At 67.1% G+C, this 16347-nt stretch carries 17 protein-coding genes; 12 read left to right on the top strand and 5 right to left on the bottom strand.

Annotation, left to right across the window (positions count from 1 at the left end; genetic code table 11):
• The first annotated feature begins 70 nt into the window (after positions 1 to 70).
• From hslO to G8O29_RS04365, 7 genes are all read left to right on the top strand, one after another.
• Positions 71 to 1057 carry an Hsp33 family molecular chaperone HslO gene (gene hslO, locus G8O29_RS04395; RefSeq protein WP_166401995.1) on the top strand — a complete coding sequence of 329 codons (987 nt, stop codon included), beginning with the start codon at positions 71 to 73 and terminating at the stop codon, positions 1055 to 1057.
• Positions 1054 to 1650, top strand: coding sequence for a CoA pyrophosphatase (locus G8O29_RS04390; RefSeq protein ID WP_166401994.1), 597 nt, complete (start codon positions 1054 to 1056; stop codon positions 1648 to 1650). The genes hslO and G8O29_RS04390 overlap by 4 nt, the downstream gene beginning before the upstream one ends.
• Positions 1647 to 2804, top strand: a complete 1158-nt coding sequence (locus G8O29_RS04385) for a CCA tRNA nucleotidyltransferase (RefSeq protein WP_166401993.1) — start codon at positions 1647 to 1649, stop codon at positions 2802 to 2804. Before G8O29_RS04390 ends, G8O29_RS04385 begins: the two co-directional genes overlap by 4 nt.
• Positions 2805 to 2965: 161 nt before the next feature.
• Positions 2966 to 4813, top strand: a complete 1848-nt coding sequence (locus G8O29_RS04380; protein ID WP_166401992.1) for an ABC transporter ATP-binding protein — start codon at positions 2966 to 2968, stop codon at positions 4811 to 4813.
• A gap of 156 nt (positions 4814 to 4969) precedes the next feature.
• Complete coding sequence (locus G8O29_RS04375) at positions 4970 to 6823, top strand: ABC transporter ATP-binding protein (protein ID WP_166401991.1); 1854 nt, start codon at positions 4970 to 4972, stop codon at positions 6821 to 6823.
• The gene (locus G8O29_RS04370; protein WP_166401990.1) at positions 6820 to 8037 is read left to right on the top strand and encodes a class I SAM-dependent RNA methyltransferase; all 1218 of its coding nucleotides are present in this window, start codon (positions 6820 to 6822) and stop codon (positions 8035 to 8037) included. Before G8O29_RS04375 ends, G8O29_RS04370 begins: the two co-directional genes overlap by 4 nt.
• Before the next feature lie 104 nt (positions 8038 to 8141).
• The gene (locus G8O29_RS04365; RefSeq protein ID WP_166401989.1) at positions 8142 to 8639 is read left to right on the top strand and encodes a L,D-transpeptidase family protein; all 498 of its coding nucleotides are present in this window, start codon (positions 8142 to 8144) and stop codon (positions 8637 to 8639) included.
• A gap of 44 nt (positions 8640 to 8683) precedes the next feature.
• Here the strand turns inward: G8O29_RS04365 and dalA are convergent, their stop codons facing one another.
• The gene (gene dalA / locus G8O29_RS04360) at positions 8684 to 9190 is read right to left on the bottom strand and encodes a divisome-associated lipoprotein DalA (RefSeq protein WP_166401988.1); all 507 of its coding nucleotides are present in this window, start codon (positions 9188 to 9190) and stop codon (positions 8684 to 8686) included.
• A gap of 232 nt (positions 9191 to 9422) precedes the next feature.
• Between dalA and G8O29_RS04355 the strand changes: the two genes are divergently transcribed.
• The gene (locus G8O29_RS04355; RefSeq protein WP_242678883.1) at positions 9423 to 9962 is read left to right on the top strand and encodes a L,D-transpeptidase; all 540 of its coding nucleotides are present in this window, start codon (positions 9423 to 9425) and stop codon (positions 9960 to 9962) included.
• A gap of 94 nt (positions 9963 to 10056) precedes the next feature.
• Here the strand turns inward: G8O29_RS04355 and G8O29_RS04350 are convergent, their stop codons facing one another.
• The 4 genes from G8O29_RS04350 to G8O29_RS04335 all read right to left on the bottom strand — a co-directional run bounded on the left by G8O29_RS04350 (position 10057) and on the right by G8O29_RS04335 (position 14020).
• Positions 10057 to 10407, bottom strand: a complete 351-nt coding sequence (locus tag G8O29_RS04350) for a DUF5368 domain-containing protein (RefSeq protein WP_166401986.1) — start codon at positions 10405 to 10407, stop codon at positions 10057 to 10059.
• A gap of 11 nt (positions 10408 to 10418) precedes the next feature.
• On the bottom strand, positions 10419 to 11768 hold the full coding sequence (locus G8O29_RS04345; RefSeq protein ID WP_166401985.1) for an NAD(P)/FAD-dependent oxidoreductase: 1350 nt from the start codon (positions 11766 to 11768) through the stop codon (positions 10419 to 10421).
• A gap of 259 nt (positions 11769 to 12027) precedes the next feature.
• Positions 12028 to 13128, bottom strand: coding sequence for a ferrochelatase (hemH, locus tag G8O29_RS04340; protein ID WP_166401984.1), 1101 nt, complete (start codon positions 13126 to 13128; stop codon positions 12028 to 12030).
• Between the two features lie 52 nt (positions 13129 to 13180).
• Positions 13181 to 14020 (bottom strand): methyltransferase domain-containing protein, encoded by an 840-nt coding sequence (locus tag G8O29_RS04335; RefSeq protein ID WP_166401983.1) that lies wholly within the window; start codon positions 14018 to 14020, stop codon positions 13181 to 13183.
• Between the two features lie 22 nt (positions 14021 to 14042).
• Here G8O29_RS04335 and G8O29_RS04330 point away from each other — a divergent pair, with 22 nt between their 5' ends.
• From G8O29_RS04330 to G8O29_RS04315, 4 genes are read left to right on the top strand one after another with little or no spacing between them, the layout of a single operon-like run.
• Positions 14043 to 14765: a ComF family protein gene (locus tag G8O29_RS04330; protein ID WP_166401982.1), complete on the top strand. Its 723-nt coding sequence runs from the start codon at positions 14043 to 14045 to the stop codon at positions 14763 to 14765.
• A 33-nt stretch (positions 14766 to 14798) separates the two neighbouring features.
• On the top strand, positions 14799 to 15056 hold the full coding sequence (gene grxC / locus G8O29_RS04325; protein ID WP_149076969.1) for a glutaredoxin 3: 258 nt from the start codon (positions 14799 to 14801) through the stop codon (positions 15054 to 15056).
• On the top strand, positions 15056 to 15886 hold the full coding sequence (locus tag G8O29_RS04320; protein ID WP_166401981.1) for a carbon-nitrogen hydrolase family protein: 831 nt from the start codon (positions 15056 to 15058) through the stop codon (positions 15884 to 15886). Before grxC ends, G8O29_RS04320 begins: the two co-directional genes overlap by 1 nt.
• Positions 15883 to 16329 carry a MarR family winged helix-turn-helix transcriptional regulator gene (locus G8O29_RS04315; RefSeq protein ID WP_166401980.1) on the top strand — a complete coding sequence of 149 codons (447 nt, stop codon included), beginning with the start codon at positions 15883 to 15885 and terminating at the stop codon, positions 16327 to 16329. Before G8O29_RS04320 ends, G8O29_RS04315 begins: the two co-directional genes overlap by 4 nt.
• Positions 16330 to 16347: the final 18 nt, after the last annotated feature.

Here is a 16347-nt window from a genome sequence, read left to right as displayed (position 1 = left end):
GGTTGCCCTGCCTATATAGGCGCGGTATGCCAGCACTGGCACCATCGGGAAACCCCCCAGGAACTTCCACATGACCACCGGTTCGCAAATCGCCTGGGACGATACCGTCCTGCCGTTTCAACTTGACGCCTCGGGCATCCGCGGCCGCGTCGCGCGCCTTGACGGGGTTCTTGACCGGGTGCTGAAACAGCACGCCTACCCGTCCGTGATCGAGGCGCTGGTGGCCGAGACCGCGCTTCTCACCGCGCTGATCGGCCAGGCGATCAAGCTGCGCTGGAAGCTGTCGCTTCAGGTCCGCGGCAAGGGCCCCGCCCGCCTGATCGCGACCGACTACTACGGTCCGACGGCAGAGGGCGAACCCGCCCGCATCCGCGCCTATGCCAGCTATGACGCCGAACGGCTGGACCTGAACGCCGACCCGTTCAGCCAGATCGGCGAGGGGTATTTCGCCGTGATGATCGACCAGGGCGAAGGCATGCTGCCCTACCAGGGCTTCACCCCCATCGCCGGGAAAAGCCTGTCCGACTGCGCGCAGACCTACTTCGCCCAGTCCGAACAGATCCCCACCCGCTTTCAGCTGGCTTACGGCGAAAGCACCGAACCTGGCCGCCCGCTGCACTGGCGCGCGGGGGGCATCATGCTGCAACACATGCCGACCTCGGGCGGGGTCGCCGCCGAACAGGGCTCGGGCGAGGGCGGGCTTCTGACCCATGCCGACATCCTTGGCGGGGCGGAATCGGAAAACTGGAACCGCGCCAACCTTCTTCTCGACACTGTCGAGACGCTGGAGATGATCGGCCCTTCGGTCCCCCCGACCGACCTCCTCGTCCGCCTCTTCCACGAGGAAGGCCCCCGCGTGTTCGACGCCCAGCCCGTGCGCTTCGGCTGTTCCTGCTCCGAGGAAAAGGTGCGCAACACCATGTCGATCTACAGCCAGAAGGACATCGCGCGGATGACCACCGAAGCCGGGGTCGTCACCGCCGACTGCCAGTTCTGCGGCGCGCATTACGAGCTGGACCCGAAGACCCTCGGCTTCGAAGCGGTCAAGCCGGAATGATGGATGCCGAGACGGCCCTGCGCGCGGCGCTTGCCCGCCCCGCCGGGCCGTCTTCGGATTTCGACCTCAACCCCGGCCTCCGCCCCCCCGCCGACAAGCCCCTGCGCCCGGCCGCCGTGCTGGTCCCGGTCTGGCTGCGCGAGGATGGCCCGCGTCTGATCCTGACCAAACGCTCCTCGCACCTGAAGCACCACCCCGGCCAGATCGCCTTCCCGGGAGGCAAGGTCGATGCCACCGACGCCAGCGCGCAGGCCGCCGCGCTTCGCGAGACGCGCGAGGAAATCGGCCTTCCCGAAACCCGCGTGGAAATCCTGGGCACCCTTCCAGTGCATGAAACCGTCACCGGCTTCGCCATCACCCCCTTCGTCGGCCTGATCCGCGGCGCCTTCGCGCCCGTCCCCGAGGCGGGCGAGGTGGAAGAGATTTTCACCGTCCCGCTCTCCCATGTCCTGTCCCCCGTCCGCTTTGCCATCGAACGGCGGCGCTGGATGGGCGTCTGGCGCCGCTACTACGCCGTCCCCTACGGCCCCTATTACATCTGGGGCGCCACCGCGCGTATCCTGCGGGGGTTGGCGGACCGGGTGGGGCAATGAACGTGGCAGGCGACTGGCTGGACCATCCGGGCACCCAGGCCCTGATGCAGGCGCTGGAGGCCGCCGGCCATCAGGCCCTGCTGGTCGGCGGCTGTGTCCGCAACGCGCTCTTGCGCGAACCCGTCAGCGACATCGACCTTGCCACCGACGCGACGCCGCAAACGGTGTCGGACCTCGCCGAGGCCGCAGGCTTCAAGGTGGTCCCCACCGGCATCGACCACGGCACCGTCACCGTCTTCGCCCACGGCAAACCGCACGAAGTCACAACCTTCCGCCGCGACGTGGAAACCGACGGTCGCCGCGCCGTGGTGGCCTTTTCGACCCGCATCGAGGAAGACGCCCGACGCCGCGACTTCACGATGAACGCCCTTTACGCCGACCGCCACGGAACCGTCATCGACCCGCTGGGCGGCCTCTCAGACCTGCAAGCCCGCCGCGTCCGCTTTGTCGGCGACCCCGAGACCCGCATCCGCGAGGACTACCTCCGCATCCTGCGCTTCTTCCGCTTTCACGCCGCCTATGGCGACCCCGACGGCGGGATCGACCCCGAAGGTCTTTCCGCCTGCGCCGCCCTGGCCGAGGGTCTCGAAGCCATCTCGCGCGAACGGATCCATGCCGAACTCCGCAAGCTCCTTTCCGCCCGCGACCCCGCCCCCGCCGTCGCGGCCATGTCCCAGGCCGGTGTCCTCGCCCGCGTTCTGCCCGGAGCCGACCCACGCGCCCTTGCCCCGCTCGTCCATCTCGAAGGGGCGCACCTCGACGCCGCCGAACCGCCCCGCTGGCTCCGCCGCCTTGCCGTCCTCGGCGGCGACACGTCCGACCTCCGCCTGTCCAGGGCCGAGGCGCGGGACCTCGCCGCCCTCCGCGAGGCCATCGGTTCCAGCGACACCCCCGCCGCGCTTGGCTGGCGGCTGGGCGCAGACCTCGCAACCGACGCGATCCTCGCCCGCGCCGCCAGCTTTGGCACACCCCCCCCGCAGGACTGGCGGGCCGAGGCCCGTCGCGGCGCAACCGCCCGCTTCCCCGTGACCGCCGCCGACCTGATGCCCGGGCTGCAAGGCGAGGTCCTGGGCGCGCGGCTGAAGGCATTGGAAACCCGCTGGCTCGCCTCCGACCTCACGCTCAGCCGCGAGGACCTCTTGAAAGGGGCGTGACAATCCGCCGCGACTCGGCTACGAACGGCGCACCCAAGAAGGAGACCAGCATGGAAAACGGGATCTCGTTTCGACTCGCCTGAGTTGACCGGTCCCGTCGTGGCGGTCGCTTGCAGGCACCGCTTCACCCCATCGCTGCACTTCTTTCGGGCCATCCCATCATGTTCCGTTTCCTCGAAAACCTCGTCGATCCCTATCAGCCCTATGCTGAACAGGACGCCCCGCCCCGCAGGCTCTGGCCCTTCCTGAAGGATTACATCCGCCCGTTCCGCGCCGTCTTTGCAGTCACGGCCGTCTTCTCGGTCGGCAACGCGATCCTCGACGTGGGCATGATCTGGTATCTCAGCCGCCTGGTCGATCTGATGACTGGCCAGACGCCGCAGGCCTTTCTGGAAAACCACTGGACCGAGATCATGATCGCCGCCCTGGTGATCCTGATCGTCCGGCCTCTGGTCGCCGGGGGGGCCGTGGGCCTTCTGCACAACACGATCCTCACGAACTTCGGCACGATGATGCGCTGGCGGGCGCACCGCCATGTCCTGCGTCAGCCCGTCGGCTGGTTCGAAAGCGATTTCGCGGGCCGGATCGCGAACCGGATCATGCAGGCGCCCCCCGCCGCCGGCGACGCGGTGTTCCAGGTCTTCGACATGGCCGCCTTCGCCGCCGCGACCTTCCTGGGCGCGCTTCTCATGCTGGCCAACTCCGACCCCCGGCTGATGGTGCCGCTTCTCCTGTGGCTCGTGGCCTATCTCGCCCTGATGCGCTGGACGATCCGCCGGGCGGGGCCTGCCGCTACCGCCTCATCGGACGCGCGCAGCGCCGTCACCGGCCGGGTGGTGGACAGCTACACCAACATCCATTCCGTCAAGCTCTTCGCCCACCAGTCCAGCGAAGAGAACTACGCCCGCGAAGCCATCGAACACGCCCGCACCATGTTCCAGAAGGAAATGCGGATCGTGACCAAGATGGACATGGCCCTGACCTTCATCAACGGGCTGATGATCCTGGGTGTCTCCAGCCTCGCCATGTGGCTCTGGACCCATGATCTTGCCACCGTCGGCGTCGTCGCCGGGGCCGTGGCGCTGGTCCTCAGGCTGCATTCGATGACCTACTGGATCATGTGGGCCTCGACCCAGCTGGTGCAGAACCTCGGCACGCTGGCGGAAGGGATGGAGACGATCGCCCAGCCCGTCACCCTGGTGGACAAGCCGGGCGCCAAGCCTCTGGACTTCCGGCAAGGCCTGCTTGAACTGAAGAACGTCTCGCACCACTACGGCCGCGGCTTCGGGGGCCTCAGGAACGTCAGCCTGACCATCCGCCCGGGCGAGAAGATCGGCGTCGTGGGCCGTTCCGGCGCGGGGAAATCCACGCTGGTCAAGCTGATCCTGCGCTTCTACGACACCGAATCGGGCGAGATCCTGATCGACGGGCAGAACATCGCCGACGTCACGCAGGAAAGCCTGCGCCGCCAGATCGGCATGGTGCAGCAGGACTCGTCGCTCCTCCACCGCTCGGTGCGCGACAACATCCTGTATGGCCGCCCCGGCGCCAGCGAGGAGGAGATGATCGCCGCCGCGAAGAAGGCCGAGGCGCATGATTTCATCCTCACGCTCGAGGACCCGCAGGCGCGCCGCGGCTATGACGCCCATGTCGGCGAACGCGGGGTGAAGCTGTCGGGAGGCCAGCGCCAGCGCGTCGCCATCGCGCGGGTGATCCTGAAGGACGCGCCGATCCTGATCCTGGACGAAGCCACCAGCGCCCTGGACTCCGAGGCCGAAGCCGCCATCCAGGGCGCGCTTTACGGCGTGATGGAGGGGAAAACCGTGATCGCCATCGCCCACCGCCTGTCCACCATCGCAGCGATGGACCGGATCGTGGTGCTGGAGGACGGCGAAGTGGTCGAGGACGGCCCCCATGCCGAGCTTTTGCGCAAGGGCGGCCTCTACGCCCGCTTCTGGGCGCGGCAGTCGGGCGGCTTCATCGGGCTGGAAGAGGAAGCCGCCGAATAGAGACCCTGCCCCGGACTTGATCCGGGGCCTCCCGAAACCCGGGGAGGTCCCGGATCAAGTCCGGGACGGGAATGCACGGCTCTCACAAAGGGAACTGAGCACCCCCGCACAGCGTAATCCCTTGCTTCCCCCCAAGGACCGGCCTACCTCTGCCGCATGAGCGCGCTTCAAAGCCTCGGCTCCCTCATCGACGCCTTCCGCCCCGCCGACGGCCCCCCGCCGCAAAGGCTCGGCCCGTTCATGCGCTGGTCGCTGGCCGGGTCCTGGCCGATGCTTGTCATCGCCGGGCTCCTCTCCTCGCTCGCGGGCGTCACCGAGGTCGTCTCGGCCCTCATCCTCGGCTGGGTCATCGACGCCGCCGTCAACTCCGGCCCGACCGACTTCTTTGCCGCCCACTGGTCCCTCGTCCTCTGGTTCCTCGGCTTTTACCTCGTCCTTCGCCCGCTCGCCTTCGCCGTCTCCTCGGCATCGAACAGCATCATCATCGGCCCCAACGTGATGCCGCTGGTGCTCTCGCGCCTGCACCGCTGGACCCTCGGCCAGGCCGTCACCTTCTTCGACAACGACTTCGCCGGGCGCATCGCGCAGAAGCAGATGCAGGCCGCCCGTGCCGTCACCGATGTGGCGACCGAAGTCATCAACACCGTCTGCTTCGCGCTCGCCTCCGTCATCGGCTCCGTCGCCTTCCTGATCGCGGTGGACTGGAAGGCCGCCATCGCCCTTGCCGTCTGGCTGGTCGCCTACATCTTCCTGATCCGCTTCTTCCTGCCGCTGATCCGCGTCAACTCCGCCGCTCGCGCCTCCTCCCGCGCCATGGTTTCGGGCCAGGTCGTGGACACCATCACCAACATCAAGACGGTGAAGCTCTTCGCCCATGCCGCCTTCGAGGACCGCGTCGCCATCGACGCGATGGAGGTGTTCCGCGACCGCTCACTCGAATTCGGCGTCATCTCCACCTGGTTCCGCTTTGCCCTGATGCTGCTGGCCGGGGTCCTCCCCGTCATTCTGATCGGCGGCACCGTCCTTCTCTGGCAACAGGGCAGCGCCAGCGCAGGCGACATCGCCGCCGCCGGGGCCATCGCCCTTCGCATCGCGCAGATGTCGGGCTGGGTCAGCTTCACCCTCATGTCGATCTACACCAGCGTCGGTGAAGTCGAGGATGGGATGCGCACCCTCTCCGTGCCCCACACCCTCGCCGACGCGCCCGACGCCAGGCCCCTGCCCCGCGTCAAGGGCGAGATCAGGTTCGACAACGTCACCTTCGCCTATGGCCGCGAACGGGGCGGGGTCCGTGACATCGACCTGACCATCCGCGCCGGGGAAAAGCTGGGCATCGTCGGCGCCTCGGGCGCGGGCAAGTCGTCGCTCGTCTCGCTCCTCCTGCGGCTCTACGATCCGGAACAGGGCCGCATCACCGTGGATGGCCACGACCTGCGCAGCGTCACGCAGGAATCCCTGCGCCGCCAGATCGGCATGGTCACGCAGGAGACGGCCATGTTCAACCGATCCGCCCGCGACAACATCGCCTATGGCCGCCCCGAGGCGACCGAGGCCGAAATCATCGCCGCAGCGAAGGCCGCCGAAGCCGATGAGTTCATCGCCGGAATGCTCGACCACCAGGGCCGCCGCGGCTATGACGCCTTCCTTGGCGAACGCGGGGTGAAACTCTCCGGCGGCCAGCGCCAGCGCATCGCGCTTGCCCGCGCCTTCCTGAAGGACGCGCCGATTCTGGTGCTGGACGAGGCGACCAGCGCCCTCGACTCCGAGGTTGAAGCCAGCATCCAGGAAGCCCTTGGCCGGGTCATGGAAGGCAAGACCGTGCTGGCCATCGCGCATCGGCTGTCCACCATCGCCGCGATGGACCGGATCATCGTCCTCGACCGGGGTCGCATCGTCGAAATGGGCAGCCATGACGAGCTTCTGGCCAGGGACGGGCTTTACGCGCGCTACTGGAAACGGCAATCAGGCGGCTTCATCGGCGTTGAAGACGAACAGGAAGCGGCTGAGTGATCGTCACCATCGAACGGCTGGGCCACCTTGGCCACGGCATAGCCCCCGGGCCAGTCTATGTGCCCGGCGCCCTACCCGGAGAGGTCGTCGAAGGCACCCCCGACGGCGACCGCCTGACCGATCCGAAGATCCTCACCCCCTCGCCCGACCGCGTCAGACCGCCCTGCCGCCACGCCCGCGCCTGCGGCGGCTGCCAGCTGCAACACGCCTCCGACAGCTTCGTGGCCGGGTGGAAGCAGGAGGTCGTCCAGACCGCCCTTGCGGCCCAGGGCCTGAGCGCCGACTTCCTGCCGCTGGTGACATCTCCCCCGAACTCCCGCCGACGCGCCACCCTGTCCGCCCGACGCACGAAGGGTGGAGTCCTCATCGGTTTCCACGCCCGCGCCTCCGACACGATCGTGGAGATCCCCGACTGCCGGCTTCTCCACCCCGGCATCCTGGCCGCCCTCCCCGGCCTTCAGGCGCTGGTGGCCCGTGGCGGGTCGCGCACGACCGAGCTTTCCTTGCAGGTGACCCTGACGCGCGGTGGCCCGGATGTGGTGGTGAGGGGCGGCAAACCGCTGGATAGCACCTTGCGCATGGATCTGGCGCGCCTAGTCGAAACCCACGGCTTCTCGCGTCTGACCTGGGATGACGAGACGGTGGCGCTGCGCGACCGACCGGCGCTGACCATGGGCACCGCCATAGTCATCCCCCCCGCCGGAGCCTTCCTTCAGGCCACCCAAGAGGGCGAGGCCGCCCTTCTGGCCGCGGTCAGGCAGGCGCTCGGCCCGCAAAGGCGCATCGTCGATCTCTTTTCCGGCATCGGCACTTTCACTCTTCCTCTTGCGCAAGACACGGAGGTCCACGCCGTCGAAGGCGACGCGGCGATGACCCTAGCGCTGGACCTTGCCGCGCGCACCACTCCGAACCTCCACCGGATCAGCGTGGAAACCCGCGACCTTTTCCGCCGTCCGCTGGAACCGGACGAACTGGACACCTTCTCCTGCGCCGTCATCGACCCTCCGCGCGCCGGGGCCGAGGCGCAGAGCGAGCGCCTGGCCGCCAGCAAGGTTGCGGTGATCGCCGCCGTCTCCTGCAATCCCGTCACCTTCGCCCGCGACGCCCGGGTGCTGACCGCCGCAGGCTACCGCCTTGACTGGGTCCAGGTCATCGACCAGTTCCGCTGGTCCGCCCATGTCGAGCTGGTCGCGCGTCTTTCCCGACCCGGCTGACGCATTCGCCTGACGTTTCCGTGATCGAGGCGAAAGCCCGGACGGCTAGGCAGGGCGACAGCTTTTCTGTAGACTGGCAGAAAAAAGGGGCAGCGGGCAGCGACATGCGCGGTTTCGGACTTATCCTCCTCCTGGTGGTGGCACTGGGTCTTTCGGCCTGTGCGCCGAAGACCAAGTTCCTGAAATACCGCGGGCCCGAAGTGACGCAGATCCAGGTCCACAAGGCCGACCGCAAGATGTATCTGCTGCACAATCGGAAGGTGCTGAAGGCTTACGACATCGCGCTTGGCTTCGCGCCGGAAGGCCACAAGCAGTTCGAAGGCGACGGCAAGACCCCCGAAGGCGCCTATACGATCAGCCACAAGAACCCCAACTCGCGCTTTCACCTGTCGCTGCGGATCGACTACCCGAACGCCAACGACATCGCCTTTGCCGAGGCGCAGGGCAAGAAGCCGGGCGGCGACATCTTCATCCATGGCGGCCCCAGGCGACCGACCTCTGCGCGCGACTGGACCGAAGGCTGCATCGCGCTGACCGACAAGGAGATGGAGGTCGTCTATTCCATGGTGAACCCCGGAACGCCGATCTACATCCTGCCATGAAGACGGGGGCCCGCAGGCCCCCGATCACAACGATGAAACCGGGCTTAGACGCCGGTCATCATCACCCACCAGATCTTGCCGCCCGGCTCCTGATACCAGGCAAAGCCCAGCCGCGTCGCCAGCGGGTCCATGATGACCACCCGCGTGTCCGGCTGCGCCATCCAGGACGACAGCGTTTCAAGCTCGGTCTCGTAGGTCTCCGAGATGTTCTCGCCCAGAAGCCGTCCGTTGAACCCGCTGCGCTGTGCCCGCACGAGAGGGGACGAGCCGTCCGAGCCGAAATGCCAGGGCCGGTTCTGCACCGACATGTCGCGGGCATGGGTTTCGGCCGCCGCGTTCAGGCTGGCGTCGAAGGCGACCGGCCGCAGCGACCTTGCGCTGCGCAGCGTGTTCATCGCGTCAAGGAAACGGAAGGACACCTCGCTGGGGCTGCCCATCTTGTAGACCCGCGGCAGCGGTTTGCCATCCGCGCCGAGGGGCGGTGCGCTTGCGGTTCCGCAGGCGGCCAGGGTCAGGCCGGCGCCGGCAAGCAGGAAGATGCGTCTGTTCATTCGGTCCACCAGATCAAGGCCGCGCCCAGGGGCGGCCGTTCAGCCTTCCTTAACGGATGCGGGCGCGGGGTTCAAAGGGGCATCTCGCCGATCGGCAGGTTGCTGACGGGTCTTTGATTTGCGGCAGGATCACAAAGTCGCTATATCCTCCCTGAAGTCAGATCTTTCAGGAGTTTCAGCCATGGCAAACGGCAAGATCAGCCGCCGCGCGGTTCTGGGCGGTGTAGCGGGCATGGCCGGTCTGGCGGCCTTCCCGGCGCTGGCGCAGGACGGCACAACCGAATTCATTCAGCCTGCCTCGGCGGTGCGCAACAACATCTCCAGCTTCCGCATCCTGCAATGGCAGGACTATTTCGACAACACCCGCAACGGGGCGATCCTCGCCGACACCACCTCGCGTGCGCTGCATTTCTGGTCCGAGGACCAGTCGATCTATCGGCTCTATCCGACTTCGGTGCCGCTGTCCGAGGAACTCACGCGCCGCGGCTTCACCACGGTGGTCCAGAAGGTGGTGAACCCGACCTGGCGGCCCACCGCCGCCATGAAGCAGCGCAACCCCGAGTGGCCCGACATGGTGGAAGGCGGTGCGCCGGACAATCCGCTGGGCACCCGAGCGCTGTATCTGGGCTGGCCGGCCTACCGGATTCACGGCACCCATGACACCCGCAAGATCGGACGCCGGTCGTCGAACGGCTGCATCGGGCTTTACAACGAACATATCCAGGAACTGTTCGAGCTGGCCAAGGTCGGCACCCAAGTCCGCCTGATCTGACCCTCTCGCAACCCGGAAACGACCGGGCGCAAGTCGGCCGCCCCGCCTTGCGCCCTTTGCGTATCGGCTTTCGGCACTGCGGTCCGGGCCGCGCTCAGTTCCGGTTGCCGCGCACCAGAGATTGCACGGTGTAGACCAGAATGGCCATGCCGATGGCGCCCATCGTCGCAACGGCAAGCAGGACGATGATGTCGATCGGGCCGCCCATGTCGCCCAGGCCCGAGCTTGTGACGGCGAGCACCAGCCAGACGGCAAGCACCGCCCCGACAGGCATCGACAGCTGTGCGACCAGGAACTTGCGCATCGACATCGCCCGGTCGCGGATCAGCACGAACAGGTAGAGCGCGGTGACCAGCACGGCCGCGGCGACCAGCGCCCAGAACAGGCCACGCCCGAAGATCTCCTCCCCCACCGCGATCAGGGTTGCAAGGGTCAGTTCCTTCATGGCGGTTCTCCTTACGCCTTGCCGCGCAGCATCGCATTGTAGGTGGCCTTCAGCGCCACCTCTTTCATCAGCCAGCTGATCCACAGCTCTTCCAAGGGCGCGATCACGCCCGGGAAACTGGGCACCAGATTGTTGTTGTAGTCGAACTCGATCAGCATCGCCCTGCCGACGCGGGTGATCAGCGGACAAGAGGTATAGCCGTCATAGACCTCGGTTCCCTCCTTGCCCTGCAAGGCCGCGACCAGATGATCCTCGACCACCGGAACCTGCCATTTCACCGATGCCGCCGTCTTGCCCTTGGGCACGCCCGCGACATCGCCAAGGGCGAAGATCTCGGGATAGCGCAGGTGGCGCATGGTCTTCTGGTCGCATTCGACCCAGCCCTGATCGGTCCACTTGTCGGCCCAGCTCAGGCCGGACTGGCGGATCACCTCGGGCGCGCGCTGCGGCGGGATGACGTGCAGATAGTCATAGGGCATCTCGACCAGGCTCTTGATCTCTGCCTTGGTCGCGGGGTCGATCTCGGTCTTTTCGAACGTGGCGCGTTTCTGACCCGGCTCGATCGACACAAGCCTGTGCTGGAGGTGGGTCCTGATGCCGCGCTGGCCCATCAGCATCCGCACCTTCTCCGCGACGATCGGCACGCCGAACAGCGCGCCCTGCGGGGCGGTGTAATGCATCTCGAACTTGCCCGCGCCGATGGTGCGGCTGGCGATATCCTCGACCAGGAAGGCATGTTTCAGGGGGGCGCCGGCGCATTTCATCTCGGTCGCGGGGCGGGTCATCACCGCCACGCCGCCCTCTTCGGTGAACTTGCGCGCAGCCTGCCAGGTCCGGGCAGCATGGTCCGGCCCGGCATAGAGCGCACCGATGCCGTTCTGGCCGACCATGTCCAGCGAAAAGCCGGGGATCGCGTCATGGTCCAGCACCAGTCCCGGGGCCACCACCAGGAAATCATAGTCCAGCTTGCTGCCGCCCGTGGTGGCGACCGTCTTCGCGACAGGGTCGATGGCCGCCGCTGCCTCGGGCAGCAGCGTGACGCCCCTGGGCAGCCAGTCCGTGGTTTTCGAGACCGTGTAGGAGGCCGGTTTCAGCCCGGCGGCGACCAGCGACAGACCCGGCTGATACAGATGCTCTGCCCGCGGATCGACGATGGTGATCGTGGCGCCGTCCAACCGTTCGACCAGCCGGTTGGCGATGGCCGTGCCAGCGGCACCGGCGCCGATGATGACGATCCGGGCCTTTGTGGCCAGACGCGCTGCTTGGGCCGCCCCACCCCCGGTCGCCGCGGCCGCCGCCGCTCCGATGGCGGCAAGGCCCAGAAAGCCGCGCCGCGTGGTGAACAGGGATGAACCCTTCATGCAATCCTCCTCCTTCGAAAGCCCGACCCATCTCCGGCGCCCCTACCCCGCAAGCGGGGCAGGCGGTCAGGGTTGGTTGAAATACATATAGCTTTAAATCTTCAAATATACCAGAGTAAAATACGACCCTGACCCTTTCTTGCCAGGCGCATTGAAAGCGACGGGGCACTTGCCCCGGCAAGGCCCTGCAAATCGGCGGTTCAACACTGACAAGTCGTTGCGGACCCACAAGAGTCCGGTTCCGCTCGTGGCAGGGCGGTCAGCCCTTCCGGGTCAGCCAGCCACCCAGGTTCTCTTCGATCACTGCAACCAGCGCCTCGATATGGGCGGGCTCGTCGTTCAGGCAGGGGATGTAGGTGAACTCCTCTCCCCCCGCGTGCTCGAAGGCCTCGCGGATCTCTCCATTGATCTCCTCCAGCGTCTCGATGCAGTCGGCACTGAAGGCCGGGGCCATCACCGCGATCCGCTTTTTCCCCTGCTTCGCCAGCTCTGCCACATGCTCGACCGTATAGGGCCGCAGCCATTCCTCACGCCCGAAGACCGACTGGAAGGTGGTGTCGATCGACCCCTTCTCCCAGCCAAGCCTTTCCCGCAGCAGGCGCGAGGTTTTCTGGCACTGACAGTGATAGGGGTCGCCCTCCATCAGATAGCGTTTGGGCATCCCGTGATAGCTGGCCACCAGCACGTCCGGCCGGTGGTCAAGCCCCGCATAGGCCGTCTCCACCGACTTCGCCAGCGCGTCGATGTAAAGCGGGTGGTCGAAATACTCCGCCACGGTCCGCACCGCCGGCTGCCGCTTTTCCTTCATCAGGGCACGGAAGAACTGGTCGTTCGCGGTGGCCGAGGTCGCCCCGGCGTAGTGGGGATACAGCGGGAAGAACAGCACCTTCTCGCAGCCCGCCGCCACCATCGCCTTGACCTTCGCCTCGGTCGAGGGATTGCCATAGCGCATGCAGAAATCGACCATGATGTCGGCCCCGTGCCGGTCCGCGATCGTCTTCGCAATCGCGGCGGTCTGGGCCTTGGTGATGGTCAGAAGCGGGCTTTCGTTCAGTTCCTCGTTCCAGATCAGCTTGTAGTTGGCCCCCGAGGTGAAGGGCCGCTTCGACAGGATGATGAGTTGCAAAAGCGGCTGCCACTTCCAAGACGGGATATCGACCACCCGCTTGTCGGACAGAAACTCGTTCAGATAGCGGCGCATCGACCAGTAGTCATAGGCGTCGGGCGTGCCGAGGTTGGCCAGAAGCACCCCGATCCGCGCCTTGCGGACGGTGGGGTGGTCGGCAGGGGCGTGGGCAAGGCGCCCTTCGCCGGGTGGCACGTCGGTCCCTGTCGCTGCTCCGGTCCGGGCATCCAGCATGTCGGTTCTTCCCAAAGGTTCACGGTGGGACATAAGGGATGGGTGGGCAGGGTCAACCGTCTTCGGGCAAGGGCGACTCGGGCACGCCCAGCGCATCGGCGAGCCTGACCTTGGCCGACCCGGGGCGCAAGGGCTGCTGCTGGCTGTCATGCGGAGCCCAGCCGGTGAGGAACACAAGCTCTGCTGTCGCGGGCAGACGCCCCTCCGGCGTGCCGAAACTTTCCGCATAGATCGCGCCCGCCGTTGCCAGCACATCCCGCCCGGTCGGGCGGCGCAGACGGGCGGCCAGCGCGTTCGTCTCTCCCGCGGCCCGCAGGTCGGCCAGCAGCGCCGGAAAGCTGCGATACTCGACAGTCTGCTGCCAGCTGTCCGCCACCGGCAGGGCAAAGCCTGCCCGCTGCATCAGCCCGCCCAGGTCGCGGATTTCCGCCATGGGCAGGACGCGGGGCGAAAGTCCGCCCGTGACCCGCGCTTCGGCCTCGGCCAGCGCGGTCCGCAGCTGATGCAGACTGCGCCCGCCCGGCAGGACCGCGAGCATCAGCCCATCGGGCCGCAGCGCCCTTCGGCACTGGACAAGCTGCCCCAGGGGATCGTTCGCCCAGTGCAGGGCCATGGCGTGCACGACCAGATCATGCGCGCCGGGTTCCAGCGCCAGAACGTCCTCATCCGGGACCAGCACCGCATCGGGCCGCAGATCCTGCCACAAATCGGGAAAACCGCTCACGACGGCGGGTGCCGTAAAGGTTCTGTTAACCTCGCTGAGTCTTTCCTGAATGTCGGTCATGGCAAGGCGATGCAGGAACATCGCTGCGTCGTGACCGGGCAGTCTGCGGGCGCGGTCCCGGTGTCGGATCAGCGCGTTTCGGTCGGTCAGGATCGGGGTTTCGGCCATGGCCGGACATTAGGAGGGCGGAATGGGATTGCAACGCGCGCTGCAACTGCTCTACCCGCCGCAGTGCATTTCCTGCTCGGCCCCGGTGCAATCCGACTTCGGCCTCTGCGCCGACTGCTGGCGCGAGACGCCCTTCGTCTCTGGTCTGGTCTGCGATCAGTGTGGCGTGCCCCTGCCGGGATCGGACGCGAAGGAACGGGCCTTGTGCGACGACTGCATGACCATCGCCCGCCCCTGGCACCGGGGACGGGCCGCTCTCCTCTATCAGGGCAATGCCCGCAGACTGGTGCTGGCGTTGAAGCACGGCGACCGGATGGATCTGGCCAGACCGGCCTCGGCCTGGATGGCCAGGGCGGCCGCACCGATCCTGACGCCGGGGATGCTGGTGGTGCCGGTGCCGCTGCACTGGATGCGGCTGTTCCGGCGGCGCTACAATCAGGCCGCACTTCTGTCGCGCGCCATCGCGGCCCTGGCGCGGCTGGAGCATTGTCCGGACGCGATCCTGCGCAAACGATCCACCGGCAATCAGGACGGCAAGACCCGCGACGCGCGGTTCGCCAATCTGGTTGGCGCCTTCACCGTCCCGAAAAGCCGCGAGACGCGGGTGCGCGACCGCGACATCCTGCTGGTCGATGACGTGATGACCTCGGGCGCGACCTTTGCGGCGGCGACCGAGGCGCTTTTTTCGGCAGGGGCGCGATCCGTCTCGGTGCTGGCGCTGGCGCGCGTTGCGAAGGACGGCTGAATCCTTATATTCGGGCGCGAAAGAGGTGCCCCGATGCGTCCCGTCGAAATCTACACCACCCCCATCTGCCCCTACTGCCACGCCGCCAAGCGGCTGTTGCAGAAGAAGGGCGTCGCCTTTGCCGAGATCGACGTCAGCCGCGACCCCGCCTTGCGAGAGGCGATGATCCAGCGCGCCAAGGGCCGGCGCACCGTGCCTCAGATCTTTGTCGGTGACACCCATGTCGGCGGCTGCGACGACCTTTATGCGCTGGAGGATGCGGGCAAGCTTGATCCGCTTCTGGCAGCGTGATGCGGGCCGCGCTGGTTCAGCTGACCGTTTCCGACGATCCGGCGGCGAACCTGCCCGTCACGCTGGGCCATGTCCGCGATGCGGTGGCGCAGGGGGCCGGGTTTGTCCTGACGCCCGAGCTGACGAACGGGTTGTCCTCCAGCCGCGCACATCAGCGCAACGTGTTCCGGCATGAGGAGGACGACCCGACGCTGGCCGCCCTGCGGGCCGAGGCGAAGGCGGCGGGCATCTGGCTGCTGATCGGGTCGCTGGGCCTGCTGACCCATGATGCCGACGGGCGCTTTGCCAACCGCAGCTTCCTGATCGCGCCGGACGGCGGCATCGCGGCGCGCTATGACAAGATCCACATGTTCGACGTGAACGTCTCTGCGACCGAGGTCTACCGGGAAAGCGAAGGCTATCGGCCCGGAGCGCGGGCGGTGGTCGCGGACACGCCCTTTGCCAGGGTGGGGATGACGGTCTGCTATGACGTGCGGTTTCCGGCGCTCTATCGCCGGCTGGCGCAGGCCGGCGCGCAGATCATCACGGTGCCCGCGGCCTTCAACCACATCACCGGCGCGGCGCATTGGGAGACCCTCTTGCGCGCCCGCGCGATCGAAACGGGATGCTTCATCCTGGCCCCGGCGCAAACCGGGTTTCATCCCGAAACCAATGGCAAGGGTCGGAGGACGCACGGCCATTCGCTGGCCATCGCGCCCTGGGGCGAGGTGCTGGCCGACGCAGGCACCGAACCGGGGGTCACGCTGGTCGATCTGGACCTGACCGAGGTGGATCGGGCGCGCAGCCGGGTGCCCTCTCTGTCGCATGACCGGAGCTTCGAGGGGCCATGACCGAGAAGGCCGAGGATCTTGCGGTCGCGCTGTTCGGCGAGCTGTTCATGGCCGACCAGCTGGCGCGGAACCGGATCTCGAAGGTGCTGCCCAAGGGCATGGAACTGTCGCATTTCAGCGTGCTGAACCATCTGGCGCGGGTGAACGACGAACGCACGCCGGCGCAGCTGGCGCGGTCGTTCCATGTGACGCGCGGCGCGATGACCAACACGCTGACCAAGCTGGAATGGGCCGGCCATGTCCATATCCGCCCGGACTGGGAGGATGCGCGGCAGAAATTCGTGGCGATCAGCCCCGCGGGCCGCGCGGCGCGGGACGGGGCGGTGGCCAGCGTCGTGCCGCTGATCGCGGAAGTGGTAAGATCCATCGGACCCGAAAAGATGCGCGCGTTGCTGTCGGTCCTGCGCGAGCTTCGGATCAGCCTGGAAGGCGACGGGGGCTGAGGCAAAGAGCCGCCGTTC

Source organism: Rhodobacter calidifons, assembly GCF_011174775.1.
GTDB lineage: Bacteria > Pseudomonadota > Alphaproteobacteria > Rhodobacterales > Rhodobacteraceae > Tabrizicola > Tabrizicola calidifons.
Note: the sequence above shows the minus strand (reverse complement) of the source record. Positions and strands in the feature narration are given on the sequence as shown.